Below are 15,850 nucleotides of genomic sequence, written 5' to 3'. Positions count from 1 at the left end.
CTCATCGCCTCAGCTCGTGCGGCTCGGGAAGCGGAACCAGGTACGTCGCACCCCAGCCGCCGTCGGCCTCGAGCTGGGCGATCACCTCTTCGGCGATATCCCAGGTCAGCACCAGTACGACGTCCGGCCGGGCAGCCTTCAGTTCGTCGACCGGGCGGATCGGGACCATGCAGCTACCGGGGATCCGGCGACCGTGCTTACCCGGTGCCTTGTCGACAGTGAACTCGAGCAGATCCGTGCCGACATTGCTCAGGCCGAGCAGGACCGGTGCCTTCGAAGGAGCGCCGTACCCGAGGACCTTGCGGCCGGCGGCCTTGTGCCGGGTCAGCTCGGCGTGCAGCGCACCGGCTGCATGCGACGCGGCCTCGTGCAGGCTGGCCAACTGGATCTCGTCCGCGATACCGGCGGCCTCTTCGTCGGCCAGGACGACATCGACGGAAGCATCCGGCTTGGCGTCCGCGGTGTGCCGGAGCATCACCATCAGGCTGCCGCCGAACATGTCCACCTGCTTGACCGATTCGATCGTCAGACCGTTGCGAGCGGCAATGTTCCCGACCGCGCGCAGCGACTGGTACGACCAGTGCCCGTGCCGGATGGTGTCGAACTGGTTGCCGACGAACAGCGGCAGCAGGTGGTGGAACTCCATCACCAGCAGACCGCCGGGAGCGAGTCGCTGGGCCCGCAGCTTGAAGCTCTCCCCCATGGCCGGTTCGTGGACGAGACCGTGTACGTCGACGACCAGGTCAGCCTTCTCACCATCACCGGCTAGGCGCGACCCAGCGGCGTACAGGTGGTCCAGCCAGGAGCCGCCGTGCGGGCTGCCGAACTCGAAGACCACGCCACCGGCGAGCTCTGGGTAGTCGCGCAAGATCTCCTTCACCGACGACTCGGCGTGCGCGAGGCTCGTCGCAGACTCGACCGCCAGCGGCTCCTCGGCGATCTGCGCCTCAACCGGACCGAGCTGAACCAGCGTGCAGACGCGGCACAGCCACAGCGACAGCGGATGGCGCGGGTCCGGACCAGGCGTGTCAGCGGCCGGGAACAGGTCAGCCGTCGGCTGATCACCGAGATCCACGACCGGCACGACGTCCGTGCTCGCACACCCCCGGCAGTTCACCACGTCAACATCCCCTTACCGGTCGTGAAGGCCTCGGCGTACCGGGCTCGGCATTCCATCCCGCGCAGCCGGGCGAGTCCGGTGAACGTCTCTTCGTCGAACCAGTCGTGCGGAACCTGGGACGGGTACGCCTTGTGCAGCCGCGCGACCTTCTCGCGCATCTGCTCCTCGGTCAGGTCGACGTACAGCCAGGGCCGGCTGAGGTCGCCGTCCCATTTCGGGATCTCGTAGTGCAGAACCAAGTGATTACGCCAGACCGTCGGGGCCAGCTCGGCGATCAGCCGGTGGTCCTGGTGCGCGTCGTGCTTGCTCGGGGCAAAGACCAGGTCCGGGGCCCGGCCGGCTCCGCGAGCCGTTGCTTCGAGCAACTCCTTGGTCTCGTTCCAGTGCGCGGGCAGCCGGCCGTCCGGCAACCCGGCCGACGTGACGGTCACCTCGCACTCCGGCAAGAACAGCTCCGCCGCATGCCGTGCCTCGTCGAGACGCAGCGGCGTACCGGTCGCGATCACGAACTCGGCGGTCAGCTCCGGGACCGACTCGGCCAGCTTGAGCAGCGTGCCGCCGCAGCCGATCTCGATGTCGTCCGGATGGGCGCCGAGAGCAACGATGTGGACCGGCCCGTCGATCAGGCCGAGCTGGAACGGGAGCATCAGAGCGCCACCACTACTGGCTCGGTGGACAGCTGGCCGTTCGACCGGCGGTTCTCGTGCGCCCACAGCGCCCACGGCTTCTTGCCCGAGCGGTAGAGCTCCTCGAGCTGACTGCGCTCCTTCAGGGTGTCCATCGGCGCCCAGAACCCGTGGTGCGGGATCGCCTCGAGCTTGCCGACCGCGGACAGCCGCGGGAACGCGTCGCCGACCAGATCCTCGCCCTCGTTCAGGACGTCGAAGATCTCCTTCTTGATCACGAAGTAGCCACCGTTGATCCACACGTTCAGATCGGCCGCCGACCGCAGCCCGGTGACGCGCGAGTCCGTACCGAACTCGACCACGTGGAAGGATGCCTGTGGCGGGACCGCGAGCAGACTCGCCGTCACGTCGCTGGAGATCACGTGGTCGACGATCTTGTCCATCGGCGCATCGGTCAGTACGTCGCCGTAGTTGGCCAGGAAGACGTCGTCGTCCTCCAGGTACGGGCGGACCCGGCGCAACCGCTCACCGATGCTGGTGTCGATCCCGGTGTCGACGAAGGTGATCTTCCATTCGCTGATGTCGGAGTCGAGCAGCTCGATCCGCTGCCCGCCCTTCGTCATCACGAAGTCGTTGGAGACCGTCTCCTCGTAGCGCAGGAAATACTCCTTGACCGCGGAACCGCCGAAGCCCAGGCAGAGGATGAACTCGGTGTGGCCGAAGTGTGCGTAGTACCGCATCACGTGCCACAGGACCGGCCGGTCGCCGATCGTCATCATCGGTTTCGGTGCGGAGTCCACGCCGCTGCGCATCCGCAGCCCGAACCCTCCGCAGAAGATCACGACCTTCATCGGATTTCCCTTCCCCCCACAAACGTTCTAGATGACTTCGAGACGCGGGATCGGTACGACGAACTTCGCGCCCCACTCCCGTGCGTAGCCGAGCTGGTGGACGATCTCGTCGCGCAGGTTCCACGGCAGGATCAGGATGTAGTCGGGGCGCGTCTCGGCCAGGTGTTCCGGCGCGAAGATCGGGATGTGTGTCCCGGGCAGGAACAGCCCGTGCTTGTGCGGGCTGCGATCCACCGTGTACGGCAACAGGTCCTCGCGGATCCCGCAGTGGTTCAGCAGCGTGTTCCCCTTACCGGGAGCGCCGTACCCCGCGACGGTCTTGCCGTCGCGCTGCGCCTGGATCAGGAACTCGACCAGCTCGGCCTTGATCGTGAAGACCTCCTGGGCGAACCCGGCGTGCCCCTCGACCGTGTGCAGACCGGCGTCCGCTTCGTCCTTCAGCACCTTGCCGACCAGCTCGCTCGGCTCACCGGCGTTCTCGACGGGCGTGCTGAAGACGCGGATCGAGCCGCCGTGGCTGGCGAGCTCCTGGACGTCGACCACCTTGAGGTCGGCCTTCTCGAGGGCGAGCGAGGCGGTCTTGAGCGACAGGTAAGAGTAGTGCTCGTGGTAGATCGTGTCGTACTGACGACGCTCGATCAGGCGCAACAGGTGCGGGAACTCCAGCGACACCAGGCCGTCGTCCTTCACCAGCGCGCGCAGGCCCTTGGCGAAGTCGATGATGTCCGGGACGTGCGCGAACACGTTGTTCCCGGCAACGAGGTCGGCCTTCCCGTGCCGGGCCGCCGCGTCCGTGCCGGTGGCCTCGCCGAGGAAGTAGCTCTCGGTCCGGATGCCCTTCTCGTTCGCGATCGCGGCGATGTTCCCGGCCGGCTCGATGCCGAGCACCGGGATGCCGAGGGCAACGGCATGCTGCAGCAGGTAGCCGTCGTTGCTGGCGGCCTCGACGATCAGACTCTCGGCGCCGAGGTCGAGGCGCTCCTGCATGTCGACGACGAACCGGCGGGCGTGCTCCACCCAGCTGGTCGAGTACGACGAGAAGTACAGGTAGTCGGAGAACACGTCATCGGCCGCGACGTACGCCGGGAGCTGGACCAGCAGGCAGTTGTCGCAGATCCGCACGTTCAGCGGGTAGAACGTCTCACCGGCGTCGATCTGGTCGGCGCGCAGGAAGCTCTCGCACGGCGGTGACATCCCGAGGTCGACGAAGGTCCGGGTCAGCTCTTCACCGCACAGGCGGCACTCTACGGCGGCCATCAGTTGCTCTCCTTGAAGAAGTCAGCCAGCGGGCCGGGGAACTGCTCGTCGGTCTGGCGGACCAGCTGGCTGTCGACCAGGTTCTTGTCGAGCAGCTGCTGGATCCGGCGCAGGCGGACGAACTGGGCCGACGTGAAGTCGTCGTAGGTCAGACCGTGCTGCTGGTAGGCGGCGTACATCTCCTCGACGCCCTTGCGGACCGTCCACTCGAGCTTGAGGCCCGGGAACGTCTCGTTCAGCTTGCTGAAGTCGACCTTGTAGTTGCGCAGGTCCGGGCCGGCGCCGTCGGCGATCGACAGCGTCGATCCGGGCACGACCTGGCGGACCATCTCGGCGATGTCGCGGACCTGGACGACGTCCTCGGACCGGCCGACGTTGAACGCCTCGTCGTGGATCAGGTCGCGCGGGGACTCCAGCACTTCACCGAACGCGCGGCTGATGTCCTCGATGTGGACGAGCGGCCGCCACGGGGTGCCGTCGCTCTCCAGCCGCACCTGGCGGGTGGTCAGCGCGACCGCGGTCAGGTTGTTCACCACGATGTCCAGCCGCAGGCGCGTCGAGGCGCCGTACGCGGTGGCGTTGCGCAGGTACGTCGGGCTGAAGTTGTCGTCGGCCAGCTTCGACAGCTCCTGCTCGGCCAGCGCCTTGGTCTCGCCGTACGCCGTCACCGGGAACATCTCGGCGTCCTCGCCGACCGCCTCGGAGCCGGCCGCGCCGTACAGGCTGCAGGAGGAGGCGAACAGGAACCGCTCGACTCCCGCATCCTTGGCCGCCTGGGCCACGTTCAGCGTGCCGCGCAGGTTGACCGAGTACGTCGCCTCCTTGTCGAGGTTGCCCAGCGGGTCGTTCGACAGAGCGGCCAGACAGACCACCGCGTCGTACCCCTCGAGCTCCTTGGCCGTGACGTCCCGCATGTCCCGCGGTTTGCGGTCGCCGATCGGCTCCGGCCCGCCCAGCAGGTCACAGCCCTCGTACAGTCCGGTGTCCAGACCGTCCACCACATGTCCCGCAGCCCGGAGGAACGGCACCATGACGGCCCCGATGTAACCCCGATCGCCGGTGACCAGCACTCTCATCCGTACGCTCCCTCACCCCGACACTCCCCTGTCGCCTCATACAGATCCGCGTCGAGCCGTCCTGATACATCGAAAACGCGATGCCCTGTATCAACTTGGTTGTGACGCAGCTCTCTTGAAGGTCGCCGCCCGGGCGGGGCGGTGACATGAGGGGACGCCCATGAGCGTCATCGGATCTGCCAAGGGCCTGCTCCGCGAGGCCGTCGACCGGCTCACAGTCCGCTTGGGACTCGGCCACTCCGAGGAACGGCTCGCACACGATGCGCGGTCGTACTGGGCACAGACCAACGCACCCAACTGGCGGGGTAACTCACACTTCCAGGACGCCGACGTCTTCACGAAGGTCGACTGGACCTCCGTCGGCACAGGCCACTGGGAGCTCTTCTCGAAGCTCGCCGGCCCCGAGGTGAGTCTGAACCGCATCGTCGAGTGGGGCTGCGGTGGGGGAACCAACGCGGTCGCGTTCGCACCGCACTGCCGCGAATTCATCGGCGTCGACGTCAACCGCGACAGCCTGGCCGAATGCGCCCGCCAGGTCGGCGACGCCACCGCGTTCACGGGTGTGGAAGCCGACCTGACCAACCCCGAGGCCGCAGTCGCCCAGATCGGGGAGGTCGACCTCTTCCTCTGTCTCTATGTGCTGGAGCTTGTCCCCAGTCCGGACTATGGCCTCCGTCTGATGCGGATAGCCCACAGTCTCCTGCGCCCGGGCGGCCTGGCCTTCGTCCAGATCAAGTACCAGACCGCCGACTGGCGCACTGCCCCACGACGGCACCGGTACCGCGAGTCAGTCGCTGCCAGCATGACGACGTACCCGATCGACATCTTCTGGACCCAGATGGCCGCGCTGGGGCTGACTCCGCTGTCCTGCCACCTGGTCCCGCACAACAACCTCGACCACCGCTACGCGTACTACCTGCTGCGCAAAGCCTGACGTCCGAGACCGGCGACGAAGCTGGTCAGGAGCCGCTGACCGAGGACCCAGTCGTCCAGCTTGCTCTCGGAGTTGATGTGCCCGAGCTCGCCGGTGGTCACGAGAGGTATCTGCCAGTCACCGGCGATGCGCGCAGCGGCGTCGAGCGTGCAGTAGGGGTCGTTGTCGCTGGTCACCAGTACGGCGGGGATGCTGACCGCCGTCCCCGCGTCGTCGAAGGTGGATAGGAGCTCGGTGGGATACGTCTCGGCGCTCTGGTCGGGTGGTGCGACCAGGAAGGCGCCGCGTACCTGTGCACGATCGGCAGCCGACGCGAGCCAGTGCGTGACCGCGTAACACCCGAGGCTGTGCGCAACCAGCACCACCTCGTCGTCATCGCTCGCCCGAACCGTCCGCTCGATGGCGTCGACCCAGTCGTCCCGCTCCGGATGCGTCCACGACGCCACCTCGATCCGGGTTGCACCAGGCAACCAGTCCGCCTCCCAGATCGACTGCCAGTGGTCGGAATCCGAGCCGTTCCAGCCCGGGACGATGATGTAATGCATGCGCGAGTCCCCTCGATCGGTCGAGCCGCCATCGTGCCGGACTCCGCGCATCGCGACACCGCCGTCCCGATGATTCCGAAGCAGCCGGCGCCGGACAGGACGGATCCATTGGACGACATCGACCGGAAGATCCTGACCATCCTCCAGCAGGACGGCCGCCTCAGCGGAGCCGACATCGGCCGCCAGGTGAACCTCTCCCAGCCCGCCGTCTCGGCCCGCATCCAGCGCCTGGAACGCCAAGGCGTCATCAAGGGCTACACCGCCGTAGTCGACCCCACCCAGGTCGGCCTCACCATCCACGCCGTCATCCGCCTCCGCACCACCCACGCCAGAATCCCCGAGGCCCTGGCCCTCTTCCGCGACCTCCCCGAACTCACCACCGCCTACCGCCTCACCGGCGAAGACTGCTTCCTCCTCGACATCCACACCCCCGACACCGCCACCCTCCAACGCGTAGTAGACACAGTCGGCCGCCTAGGCCCCGCCAGCACCTCCCTAGTCCTGGACACCTACGAGCGAAAGCCCCTCCCCCTCCCCCAGTGACTTTCGGCGAATTTTGGGTGGGGTGTATCAGCGGGGGCGGGTGAGTGCTCTTCTGTGCGCTGCCATGTTCTGAGCCTGTGGGGGGCGTTATGAAGGTTGCCGTATTCGGTCTTGGGTATGTGGGGTCGGTGACTGCGGCTTGTCTGGCTGCGGCCGGGCATGACGTGTGGGGTGTCGATGTCGACACTGCCAAGGTCGGTCCGATCACCGAGGGCCACAGTCCGGTGGTCGAGCCCGGCTTGGACGAGTTGGTCGCGGACGGGGTGACCGGGGGGCGGCTGCATGCCACCACGGATCCTCGGGTCGCGCTGGATCGGGCTGACGTTTCGCTGATCTGTGTGGGTACGCCGTCTACTCCGGCGGGCAGCACGGATCTGACGTACATCAAGCGTGCGGTGCGCGATATCGCGGAGGCCGCGCATGTCGTCGTACCGCCGGAGTCCGGGTTCCACAGCATCGTGATCCGGTCGACCGTGCCGCCGGGGACGGTGGACGAGGTGGTCGCGCAGGTGCTGGCCGATGTGCCGCCGCCGGCTGGGGTGACTTTCGGTACGGCGATGTGTCCGGAGTTCCTGCGGGAAGGGTCCGGGCTGGCCGACTTCTACGAACCGCCCTTCGTGGTCGTCGGCACGCAGTTCCCGCACGTTGGTGTCCAGCTGACTCAGCTGTTCGGGTTCCTGGGACAGGACGTCCAGGTGGTCGACGTGCGAACCGCGGAGGCGCTCAAGTACGCCTGCAACGCGTTCCACGCGACCAAGGTCTCGTTCGCGAACGAGATGGGCCGGATCTTCCGCAACTACGGGGTCGACTCCCGTGAGGTGATGCGGTTGTTCGTCCAGGACACGAGCCTGAACATCTCGCCGTACTACCTGAAGCCCGGGTTCGCGTTCGGTGGCTCGTGCCTGCCGAAGGACCTGCGGTCGGTGCTGCATCTGGCCCGGGTCAACGACACCGAACTGCCGCTGCTGGCCGGCACGCTGGCCACGAACGAGCGTTCGGTGAGCGACGTGGTCGACCGGGTCGTCGCCGGTCCCGGTCGTGAGGTCGCGCTGCTCGGTCTGAGCTTCAAGGTGTCCACCGACGATCTGCGTGAGAGCCCGAACGTCGAGCTCGCCGAGCGGCTGATCGGCAAGGGCTACAACCTGCGCATCTACGACGCGATCGTGAACCCGAGCCGCCTGGTCGGCGCGAACCTGCGGCACGTCGAGTCCAAGCTCCCGCACCTGCAGCGGGTGCTCACCGACGACCCGGCCGCGGCACTCGACGGCGCCGATGTGGCGCTGGTGAGCGCCACGGACACCGCGGCGATCGAGGCTCTGCTGGCCGCCCCACCGGCCCGGACCATCGACCTCAGCGGTCGTCTCGGCAACGACGTCGAGGCGCTGCCCGGATACGAAGGGGTGGCCTGGTGAGCCCGCGTGTCCTGATCATCATCCAGAACCTGTGGGTCCCGTTCGACCGCCGGGTCTGGGAGGAGTGCAAGGCGCTCAAGGGCGCCGGGTACGACGTGACCGTGGTCTGCCCGAAGGGTCCGGGTGACCCGTCGTACCAGGTGATCGACGGCGTCGCCGTACACCAGTACAAGGCCTACGCCCCCGGTGGCAGCAAGGCCGGGTTCATCGTCGAGTACGCGTACTCGTTCCTGATGACGCTGCTACTGGTGCTGCGCGCCCGCAAGGCCGGTCGGTTCCAGGTGCTGCAGGCGTGCAACCCGCCGGACATCTTCTGGCCGATCGCGATCCTGCTGCGCCGGCTGGACCGGACCAAGTTCGTCTTCGACCACCACGACCTCTGCCCGGAGCTGTTCCAGTCCCGGTTCGGCGGTACGACGTCCCTGCCGTACAAGGGACTGCGGTTCCTGGAGAAGATGACGCACCGGACCGCGGACCACGTGACGTCGACCAACGACTCGTATCGGCGGATCGCGATCACGCGCAGCGGCAAGGCCAACCACGACGTCACCGTCGTACGAACCGGACCGGACCCGGAGAAGCTGCAGCGCGTCCAGGCCGACGAGTCGTTGCGGGACGGCCACAAGTACCTGGTCACCTACATCGGTGTGATGGGCCCGCAGGACGGCGTCGACATCGTGGTCCGCGCGGCCGACCACATCGTGAAAGAACTGGGCCGGACCGACATCAAGTTCACGCTGATGGGTGGCGGCGACTCGTTCGACGAGGTGGTCGCGCTGCGCGACGAGCTCGGGCTGCAGGAGCACATCGAGTTCACCGGCCGGGTGCCGGACGAGACCGTGCGCGCGGTGATGTCGACCGCGGATCTCGGTCTGTCGCCGGACCCGAAGAACCCGCTGAACGACGTCTCCACGATGAACAAGACGATGGAGTACATGGCGTTCGAGTTGCCCGTCGTCGCCTTCGACCTGGTCGAGACGAAGGTGTCGGCCGCCGAGGCCGCCGTCTACGTCGAACCGAACGACGTCGCGAAGTACGGGCAGGCGATCGTCGACCTGCTCGACGACGAGGTCGCGCGGCGCCGGATGGGACGGTTCGGCCGCGAGCGGGTCGAGCAGGTGCTCGCCTGGAAACACCAGCAGAAGGCGTACCTCGGAGTGTTCGGGCAACTGACCGGCCACGTGACGCCGATCAGCGTCGTCCGCGCCACGGGAGCCTGACGTGTGTGGAATCGCCGGCTGCTACCAGCAGCACGACGGGATGGCACTGGCCGAGGCCATGAGCGACCGGATCGCACACCGCGGTCCGGACGCTGCTGCGATCTACCGCTTCCAGGAGGACGACGTCTCCGCCGTACTGGCGCATCGACGGCTCTCCATCATCGATCTGTCGTCCAGTGCGGACCAGCCGTTCAGTAAGCGCGGTCTGACGCTCTGCTACAACGGCGAGCTCTACAACTACAAGGAACTGCGGGCGGAGCTCGCGAAGTCCGGTGTGTCGTTCCGGACCAACTCGGACACCGAGGTGGTGCTGGAAGCGTGGCGTCGCTGGGGTCCGGACGCACTGCAGCGTTTCCGCGGCATGTTCGCGTTCGCAATGCTCGACGAGGAGAGCGGCAGCCTGTTCCTGGCCCGCGACCCGCTGGGCATCAAGCCGCTGTTCTTCCTGCGCCGCCAGGGCGGTGTGGTCTTCGCGTCCGAGCTGAAGGCACTGGTCGCCGCGGTCGGGCCGGAACTGCGCACCGAGCCCGGTGCGCTCATTTCGTCGATGCTCTACTACTGGCTGCCGGAGCAGCGCTGCTCGATCGACGGTGTGGAGAAGCTGCCACCGGGGTCGTGGGCCGAGTTCCGGCCGGACGGTAGTAGCCGGCACGACACGTACTGGCGCGTGACCGACGTCGCGACCGAGGCTGCGGCTGGTCCGCCGGCCGATCTGCGCCAGGTGATCGAGGAGTCGGTCGCCGCGCACATGGTGGCCGACGTGCCGGTGTCGACGTTCCTGAGCGGTGGGCTCGACTCAAGCCTGGTGACCGTGCTGGCGAAGCAGATGGATCCGTCCGTCGACTCGTACACGATCACCTTCCGGTCGCAGGACCAGAAGCTCGAAGCGATGCCGGACGACGCGATCTACGCGCGCAAGGTGGCACAGCAGTTCGGGATCGACCTGCACGAGATCGAGATCGCCCCCGACGTGGTCGACCTGCTGCCGCGGATCGTCGACATCCTCGACGAGCCGATCGGCGACCCGGCCGCGATCAACACCCTGCTGATGTGCGACACCGCACGGGACGCTGGGGTCAAGGTGCTGCTCTCGGGCATGGGCGCCGACGAGCTGTTCGGTGGGTACCGCAAACACCTCGCGTGTGTGATGGGAGCGCAGTACCAGCAGCTTCCCGGCGTACTGCGGAACGGTCTGATCGGCCCGACGGTACGGCGGCTGCCGGTGACCGTCCGCGGCCGCGGACTGCGGTATGCGCGGTGGGCCAAGCGGTTCGAGACGTTCTCGAACCTGCCGGAGGAAGAGGCGTTCCGGCGCAGCTACACCATGTACGACGGGGATCAGCTGGCCGGGCTGTTGAGTCCGGACCTGGAGCCGTATGTCGGGAAGCTGCTGTCCGAACACAGCGACCTCTACCACGACACCACGCTCGACGATCACGTGAACCGGATGTGCCTCGCGGACTCGCGGATGTTCCTGCCGGGGCTGAACCTCGCGTACACGGACCGGTCGTCGATGGCCGCGTCGACTGAGGTGCGGACGCCGTTCGTGGACCCGATCGTGGCGCGGGCCGCGTTCTCGATCCCGGGTAGTCAGAAGATCCACCGGCGGGTCAGCAAGCTGGCGCTGAAGAAGGCGGCCGAGGCGTGGCTGCCCAAGGAGATCATCTACCGGCCGAAGGCGTCGTTCAGCGCACCGCTGCGGGCCTGGATCCGCAACGACCTGCGTGAGCTGGTCGACGACACGCTGCTGCGTGGTGAGCTCGTCGGCAGTGGCTTCCTGCAGCAGGCCGCCGTACAGCGTCTGGTCGATGACGAGCGGGCTGGGCGTGAGGACTACTCGAAGCAGATCTGGCAGTTGCTGACCCTGGAGACCTGGACCCGCAACATGCGGTCGCTGGGCGTCTCGATCACCTCTTAAGGACTTGAACATATGAAGCAGGTTGCGCAGAACTACAAGTCCGGTGAGCTGGCGGTGCTCGACGTACCGCCGCCCGGGTGCCAGCCCGGTGGGGTGCTGGTGCGGTCGCTGTACTCGCTGATCTCGACCGGTACCGAGCTGATGAAGGTCGGCGAGGCCAAGCTCTCGCTGGTCGGCAAGGCGAAGGCGCGGCCGGACCAGGTGAAGAAGGTGCTCGACACCGTCGCCCAGCAGGGTCTGCGGAGCACCTACCAGAAGGTGATGAACAAGCTCGACTCCTACACGCCACTGGGCTACTCGCTGTGCGGTGTGGTTGTCGAGGTCGGCGCTGGTGCTGAGGAGTTCAGTGTCGGACAGCTGGTCGCTGCCGCGGGCAACGAGTTTGCGCTGCACGCGGAGTACAACTGGGTGCCGGTGAACCTGTGTGTCCCGGTGCCGGACGGCGTGCCTGCTGAGCAGGCCGCGTTCTCCACCGTCGGTGCGATCGCCATGCAGGGCGTGCGACAGGCAGAGGTCCAGCTCGGCGAGACTGCCGTGGTCATCGGCCTCGGCCTCGTCGGTCAGCTCTGCGTGCGCCTGCTGGTCGCCGCCGGTGTGCGCGTCTTCGGCATCGACACCGTCGAGGACCGCTGCCGCATGGCCGAAAAGGCCGGCGCCCTAGCCTGCTCCTCCCCCGACGAAGCCGGCGTTGCGTCGCTCGAGCGTTCATTGCTAGAGGCATCCAACGGCCTGGGCGCCGACCACATCCTGCTGGCCGCCGGCGGCCACTCCAACGGCCCCGTAGAAACCGCAGCCCGCCTCGCCCGAGACCGCGCCCGCGTAGTAGACATCGGCAAAACCAAGCTCGACCTGCCCTGGAACGCCTACTACGACAAAGAGCTGGACGTCCGCTTCTCTCGCTCCTACGGCCCCGGCCGCTACGACGACCGCTACGAACTCCAAGGCATCGACTACCCAGCCGGCTACGTCCGCTGGACCGAACGCCGCAACCTCGAATGCTTCGTAGACCTGATCGCCCGAGAACAAATAGACATCCAGTCCCTGATCGCCGGCACCTTCCCCATCGCCGACGCCACCGACGCCTACGCCAAACTAAGCACCGGCTCCCTCCCCGGCGTCGGCTTCCTCTTCGAATACCCAGATGTCGACCAGGCGGTTGGCAACACGGCGAGCCCCGGAGCGGGCGCCACAGGCACCGCGTCGGGCGCCGCCGATGCGGATGCGGCGCCGCAAGCCGCCGAAGGCACCTCAGCCACCGGGGGCGAGGCTACTGCGGCCCCCCTCTCCCCCACCAAGCGCCGCGAGCCGGCCGGAGGGCCGGCGAGCGGCGCCGCTCGGCTTGGGTTTATTGGTGCGGGCAACTACGCGTCGAGCATGCTGCTGCCGCACCTGCAGAACAACACCAACGCAACGCTCGCGAGAGTGGCGACCAACAAGTCCCTCTCCGCCGCGAACGCCCAGCGGAAGTTCGGGTTCGAGGAGATCTCGACGAGCTCCCAAGAGGTGCTCAACGACGACACCCTCGACGCGATCTTCGTGGTGACGCGACACAGCACTCACGCCGACCTCACCTGCCAAGCACTTGAAGCAGGCAAAGCAGTCTTCGTGGAGAAGCCGCTCGCGCTCACCACCGAAGACGTCGACCGGATCGTGGCGACAGTGGAAGCGACCGGCAACGACCGGCTCATGGTCGGGTTCAACCGAAGGTTCTCACCACTGCTCACCGACCTGAAGCAGCGCTTCGGGACCCCCGGCGGCAACCAGTCGATCCGGTACCTGGTGAACGCCGGCAAGCTCGACCCGTCCAGTTGGTACCTGGACCAGGGCAAGGAGGGCAGCCGGTTCGCCGGTGAGGGCGGGCACTTCATCGACACCCTCGCCTGGTGGCTCGACAGCCTGCCGACCGACGTGTACGCCGTACCAGGCCCGGAGCACGGCGATGTCGTCATCACGCTCAAGTTCGCCAACGGCAGTGTCGGCACGATCAGCTACGTGAGCGGCGGCAATTCGCGGTTCCCGAAAGAGACGATCGATATCACCGGTGGCGGCCGCAACGCGCGCCTCGACAACTTCGCCAGCGCCTCGGTCTGGACCGGCCGCAAACCGGCCACCAAGAAGGCCCGCGGCACCGACAAAGGCCAGCGCACCGAACTGGAAGCATTCGTCAACGCCGTCAAGCACGGCACCAAGATGCCCATCTCATTCGACGCGCTCATCGCCACCACTCGCGCCACCATCTCAGTAGACCGCAGCCTGGCCTCCGGCGCCGCGGAAAAGGTATGAGCCGACAACCCATCGGGTGGTACGTCCGGCGCCTCCGCCGGATGTCCCCCACCGAACTGATCTGGCGCACGACCGACCACGCACGACGTACTGCCTGGGCCTACCAGCAAGTCCGGCCCGGGCAGGACTCCGCAGCGCCACACACCCTCCGCAAGGACCTGACCTTCGGTACGACGCTCCCCCCGCACGCGGCCCGCGCCGTACCGGAGGATGCGCACAAGGCGATCATCGAGACCGCCGACGCGATCATGGCCGGCCGTCTCGAGGTGCTCGGCACCGACCGCACCGACCTGGTGACGCCGGACTGGTTCCGCGACCCGATCACCGGGCGCAGGTCCGACCCGGCGCAGTACACGTTCAAGCTGAACCACCGCAACGAGGACCTGGTCGGCAACATCAAGCAGGTGTGGGAGCTGTCCCGCCACCACCATCTCACCCAGCTGGCCGCCGCCTGGTACCTGACCCACGACGACCAGTACGCCGACCGCGTCGCGGAGCAGCTCAACGACTGGTGGCGCACGAACCCGTTCCTGTCCGGCGTGCACTGGGCCAGTGGCATCGAGATCGGCATCCGGCTGATCAGCTGGACCTGGATCCGCCGCCTGCTCAACGACTGGCCGGAGATCACCGACCTGTTCGAGCACAATGAGCTGGCGCTGAACCAGCTCTACTGGCACCAGCGCTACCTGGCCGCGTTCCAGAGCAGAGGGTCCTCCGCCAACAACCACGTGATCGCAGAGGCAGCCGGACAGCTCGTCGGCACCTGCGCGTTCCCGTGGTTCCGCGAGAGCGCCAAATGGCGCACCGACGCGGCCGCGCTGCTCGAACGCGAACTGGCCGCCAACACCTTCCCCTCCGGCGTCAACCGCGAGCTGGCGACGGACTACCACCGCTTCGTCTCCGAGCTCGGTCTGTACGCCGCTCTGGAGGCAGACCTGGCCGGACACCCGCTGAGCTCGTCCACGTGGTCTCTCCTGACCCGCACAGTGGATGTGTCCGCAGCCATCGTGGACAGCACGCTGCGCCCACCACGCCAGGGTGATGACGACGAGGGCATGGTTCTGGTTCTCGACCCGCCCAACATCCACAGCTGGTCCGCCTACCTTGCACTGGGCGCAGCCGCGGTCGGTGCGGCCGACTGGTGGCCGCAGGTCCCCGCAACGGCGACCTCGACGCTGGTCGGCGTACTGGTCAAGGGCAAACAAGGCGACCGCCCGGCTGAGCGACCGGGGCACTTCAACGACGCCGGTCTGACGATTCTGCGCAGTACCGACGACGGCCCGGAGATCTGGGCTCGCGGCGACGCTGGACCGCACGGCTTCCTGTCCATCGCGGCCCACGCGCACTGTGACGCGCTCTCACTGGAGGTACGCGCCGGTGGCGTCGACATCCTCGCCGACCCCGGCACGTACTGCTACCACGGTGAAGAGGAATGGCGGAACTACTTCCGCTCCACGATCGGCCACAACACCGTCGAGGTGAACCGGACCGAGCAGTCCGTCTGGGGCGGCGCATTCCTCTGGCTGCGCGGCGCCACCGGTCAGGTCCGCCAGTACGACGGCGCCCGCGGCACGTGGGATGCCGAACACGACGGGTACCGCGTCGGCGACACCCCGGTCACGCACCGGCGGAACGCCGTACTGGATGGCGGTGCGCTGCGTGTCGAGGACCACCTCGACGCGGCCGCCGACGTACGGATCGCCTGGCACCTAGGCCCGGATGTGACCGCGGAACTGGACGGATCCACCGCCCGCCTGCAGTGGCCGGACGGTACGGCGCTCGCCGAGCTCCCGGCCGGATTGACCTGGACCGCGCACCACGGTGGTGACGACCCGCTACTGGGCTGGTACTCACCGCGATTCGGCCGTAAGGTCCCGATCACCACACTGATCGGCGCCGGGCGGATCAGCCCGGACACGCCGGCGGTCAGCACGTTCCGTTTCCGCTGACGGGTGTATCAGGTCACGCCCTAGCGCCTCTATTACTGCGAACCAAGGTAGTCGTTCGCTTGGAGGGGGCACTGTGAACGAGCGCAGCGAGAGAACCAATAAGCACTGCCGCCATT

Annotated in this window: 13 protein-coding genes; 7 read left to right on the top strand and 6 right to left on the bottom strand. The window is 67.3% G+C overall.

Going from position 1 to position 15,850, the window contains the following annotated elements; genetic code table 11:
* Position 1: 1 nt before the first annotated feature.
* From ABD231_RS14020 to ABD231_RS14000, 5 genes are read right to left on the bottom strand one after another with little or no spacing between them, the layout of a single operon-like run.
* Entirely contained in the window at positions 2–1,120 is a 1,119-nt protein-coding gene (locus ABD231_RS14020) for a class I SAM-dependent methyltransferase (RefSeq protein WP_344150385.1), read from the bottom strand.
* Entirely contained in the window at positions 1,114–1,767 is a 654-nt protein-coding gene (locus ABD231_RS14015) for a PIG-L deacetylase family protein (protein WP_344150382.1), read from the bottom strand. The genes ABD231_RS14020 and ABD231_RS14015 overlap by 7 nt, the downstream gene beginning before the upstream one ends.
* The gene (locus tag ABD231_RS14010; protein WP_344150379.1) at positions 1,767–2,597 is read right to left on the bottom strand and encodes a sugar phosphate nucleotidyltransferase; all 831 of its coding nucleotides are present in this window, start codon (positions 2,595–2,597) and stop codon (positions 1,767–1,769) included. Before ABD231_RS14010 ends, ABD231_RS14015 begins: the two co-directional genes overlap by 1 nt.
* Positions 2,598–2,624: 27 nt before the next feature.
* Positions 2,625–3,854, bottom strand: coding sequence for a methyltransferase domain-containing protein (locus ABD231_RS14005; protein ID WP_344150376.1), 1,230 nt, complete (start codon positions 3,852–3,854; stop codon positions 2,625–2,627).
* Complete coding sequence (locus tag ABD231_RS14000; protein WP_344150373.1) at positions 3,854–4,930, bottom strand: NAD-dependent epimerase/dehydratase family protein; 1,077 nt, start codon at positions 4,928–4,930, stop codon at positions 3,854–3,856. The genes ABD231_RS14005 and ABD231_RS14000 overlap by 1 nt, the downstream gene beginning before the upstream one ends.
* A 160-nt stretch (positions 4,931–5,090) precedes the next feature.
* On the opposite strand from ABD231_RS14000, the gene ABD231_RS13995 reads away from it, so the two are divergent.
* The gene (locus ABD231_RS13995) at positions 5,091–5,864 is read left to right on the top strand and encodes a class I SAM-dependent methyltransferase (RefSeq protein ID WP_344150370.1); all 774 of its coding nucleotides are present in this window, start codon (positions 5,091–5,093) and stop codon (positions 5,862–5,864) included.
* Here ABD231_RS13995 and ABD231_RS13990 read toward each other — a convergent pair.
* Complete coding sequence (locus ABD231_RS13990; RefSeq protein ID WP_344150367.1) at positions 5,843–6,409, bottom strand: RBBP9/YdeN family alpha/beta hydrolase; 567 nt, start codon at positions 6,407–6,409, stop codon at positions 5,843–5,845. The genes ABD231_RS13995 and ABD231_RS13990 overlap by 22 nt on opposite strands.
* On the opposite strand from ABD231_RS13990, the gene ABD231_RS13985 reads away from it, so the two are divergent.
* The 6 genes from ABD231_RS13985 (at position 6,404) to ABD231_RS13960 (ending at position 15,734) form a co-directional block, all read left to right on the top strand.
* Positions 6,404–6,952: an Lrp/AsnC family transcriptional regulator gene (locus ABD231_RS13985; protein ID WP_344150364.1), complete on the top strand. Its 549-nt coding sequence runs from the start codon at positions 6,404–6,406 to the stop codon at positions 6,950–6,952. The genes ABD231_RS13990 and ABD231_RS13985 overlap by 6 nt on opposite strands.
* 89 nt (positions 6,953–7,041) lie before the next feature.
* Entirely contained in the window at positions 7,042–8,364 is a 1,323-nt protein-coding gene (locus ABD231_RS13980) for a nucleotide sugar dehydrogenase (RefSeq protein WP_344150361.1), read from the top strand.
* Positions 8,361–9,584, top strand: coding sequence for a glycosyltransferase family 4 protein (locus tag ABD231_RS13975; protein WP_344150358.1), 1,224 nt, complete (start codon positions 8,361–8,363; stop codon positions 9,582–9,584). Before ABD231_RS13980 ends, ABD231_RS13975 begins: the two co-directional genes overlap by 4 nt.
* Before the next feature lies 1 nt (position 9,585).
* Positions 9,586–11,502 (top strand): asparagine synthase (glutamine-hydrolyzing), encoded by a 1,917-nt coding sequence (gene asnB, locus ABD231_RS13970; RefSeq protein WP_344150355.1) that lies wholly within the window; start codon positions 9,586–9,588, stop codon positions 11,500–11,502.
* A 12-nt stretch (positions 11,503–11,514) separates the two neighbouring features.
* Positions 11,515–13,785 carry a bi-domain-containing oxidoreductase gene (locus tag ABD231_RS13965; protein ID WP_344150352.1) on the top strand — a complete coding sequence of 757 codons (2,271 nt, stop codon included), beginning with the start codon at positions 11,515–11,517 and terminating at the stop codon, positions 13,783–13,785.
* On the top strand, positions 13,782–15,734 hold the full coding sequence (locus ABD231_RS13960) for a heparinase II/III family protein (protein WP_344150349.1): 1,953 nt from the start codon (positions 13,782–13,784) through the stop codon (positions 15,732–15,734). Before ABD231_RS13965 ends, ABD231_RS13960 begins: the two co-directional genes overlap by 4 nt.
* The last annotated feature ends 116 nt before the right edge of the window (positions 15,735–15,850 follow it).

The sequence above is a fragment of the Kribbella yunnanensis genome (assembly GCF_039529655.1).
Lineage (GTDB): Bacteria > Actinomycetota > Actinomycetes > Propionibacteriales > Kribbellaceae > Kribbella > Kribbella yunnanensis.
The sequence above is the reverse complement of the archived record's forward strand: the minus strand, read 5'-3'. Positions and strand labels throughout refer to the sequence as shown.

What these genes read in the sequence shown, in the direction of transcription:
- ABD231_RS13990 (WP_344150367.1), bottom strand. Translation starts at nt 6,409, where the DNA reads ATGCATTACATCATCGTCCCGGGCTGGAACGGCTCGGATTCCGACCAC.
- ABD231_RS14005 (WP_344150376.1), bottom strand. Translation starts at nt 3,854, where the DNA reads ATGGCCGCCGTAGAGTGCCGCCTGTGCGGTGAAGAGCTGACCCGGACC.
- ABD231_RS13980 (WP_344150361.1), top strand. Translation starts at nt 7,042, where the DNA reads ATGAAGGTTGCCGTATTCGGTCTTGGGTATGTGGGGTCGGTGACTGCG.
- ABD231_RS13985 (WP_344150364.1), top strand. Translation starts at nt 6,404, where the DNA reads ATGCATGCGCGAGTCCCCTCGATCGGTCGAGCCGCCATCGTGCCGGAC.
- ABD231_RS14015 (WP_344150382.1), bottom strand. Translation starts at nt 1,767, where the DNA reads ATGCTCCCGTTCCAGCTCGGCCTGATCGACGGGCCGGTCCACATCGTT.
- ABD231_RS13995 (WP_344150370.1), top strand. Translation starts at nt 5,091, where the DNA reads ATGAGCGTCATCGGATCTGCCAAGGGCCTGCTCCGCGAGGCCGTCGAC.
- ABD231_RS14000 (WP_344150373.1), bottom strand. Translation starts at nt 4,930, where the DNA reads ATGAGAGTGCTGGTCACCGGCGATCGGGGTTACATCGGGGCCGTCATG.
- ABD231_RS13965 (WP_344150352.1), top strand. Translation starts at nt 11,515, where the DNA reads ATGAAGCAGGTTGCGCAGAACTACAAGTCCGGTGAGCTGGCGGTGCTC.
- ABD231_RS14010 (WP_344150379.1), bottom strand. Translation starts at nt 2,597, where the DNA reads ATGAAGGTCGTGATCTTCTGCGGAGGGTTCGGGCTGCGGATGCGCAGC.
- ABD231_RS13960 (WP_344150349.1), top strand. Translation starts at nt 13,782, where the DNA reads ATGAGCCGACAACCCATCGGGTGGTACGTCCGGCGCCTCCGCCGGATG.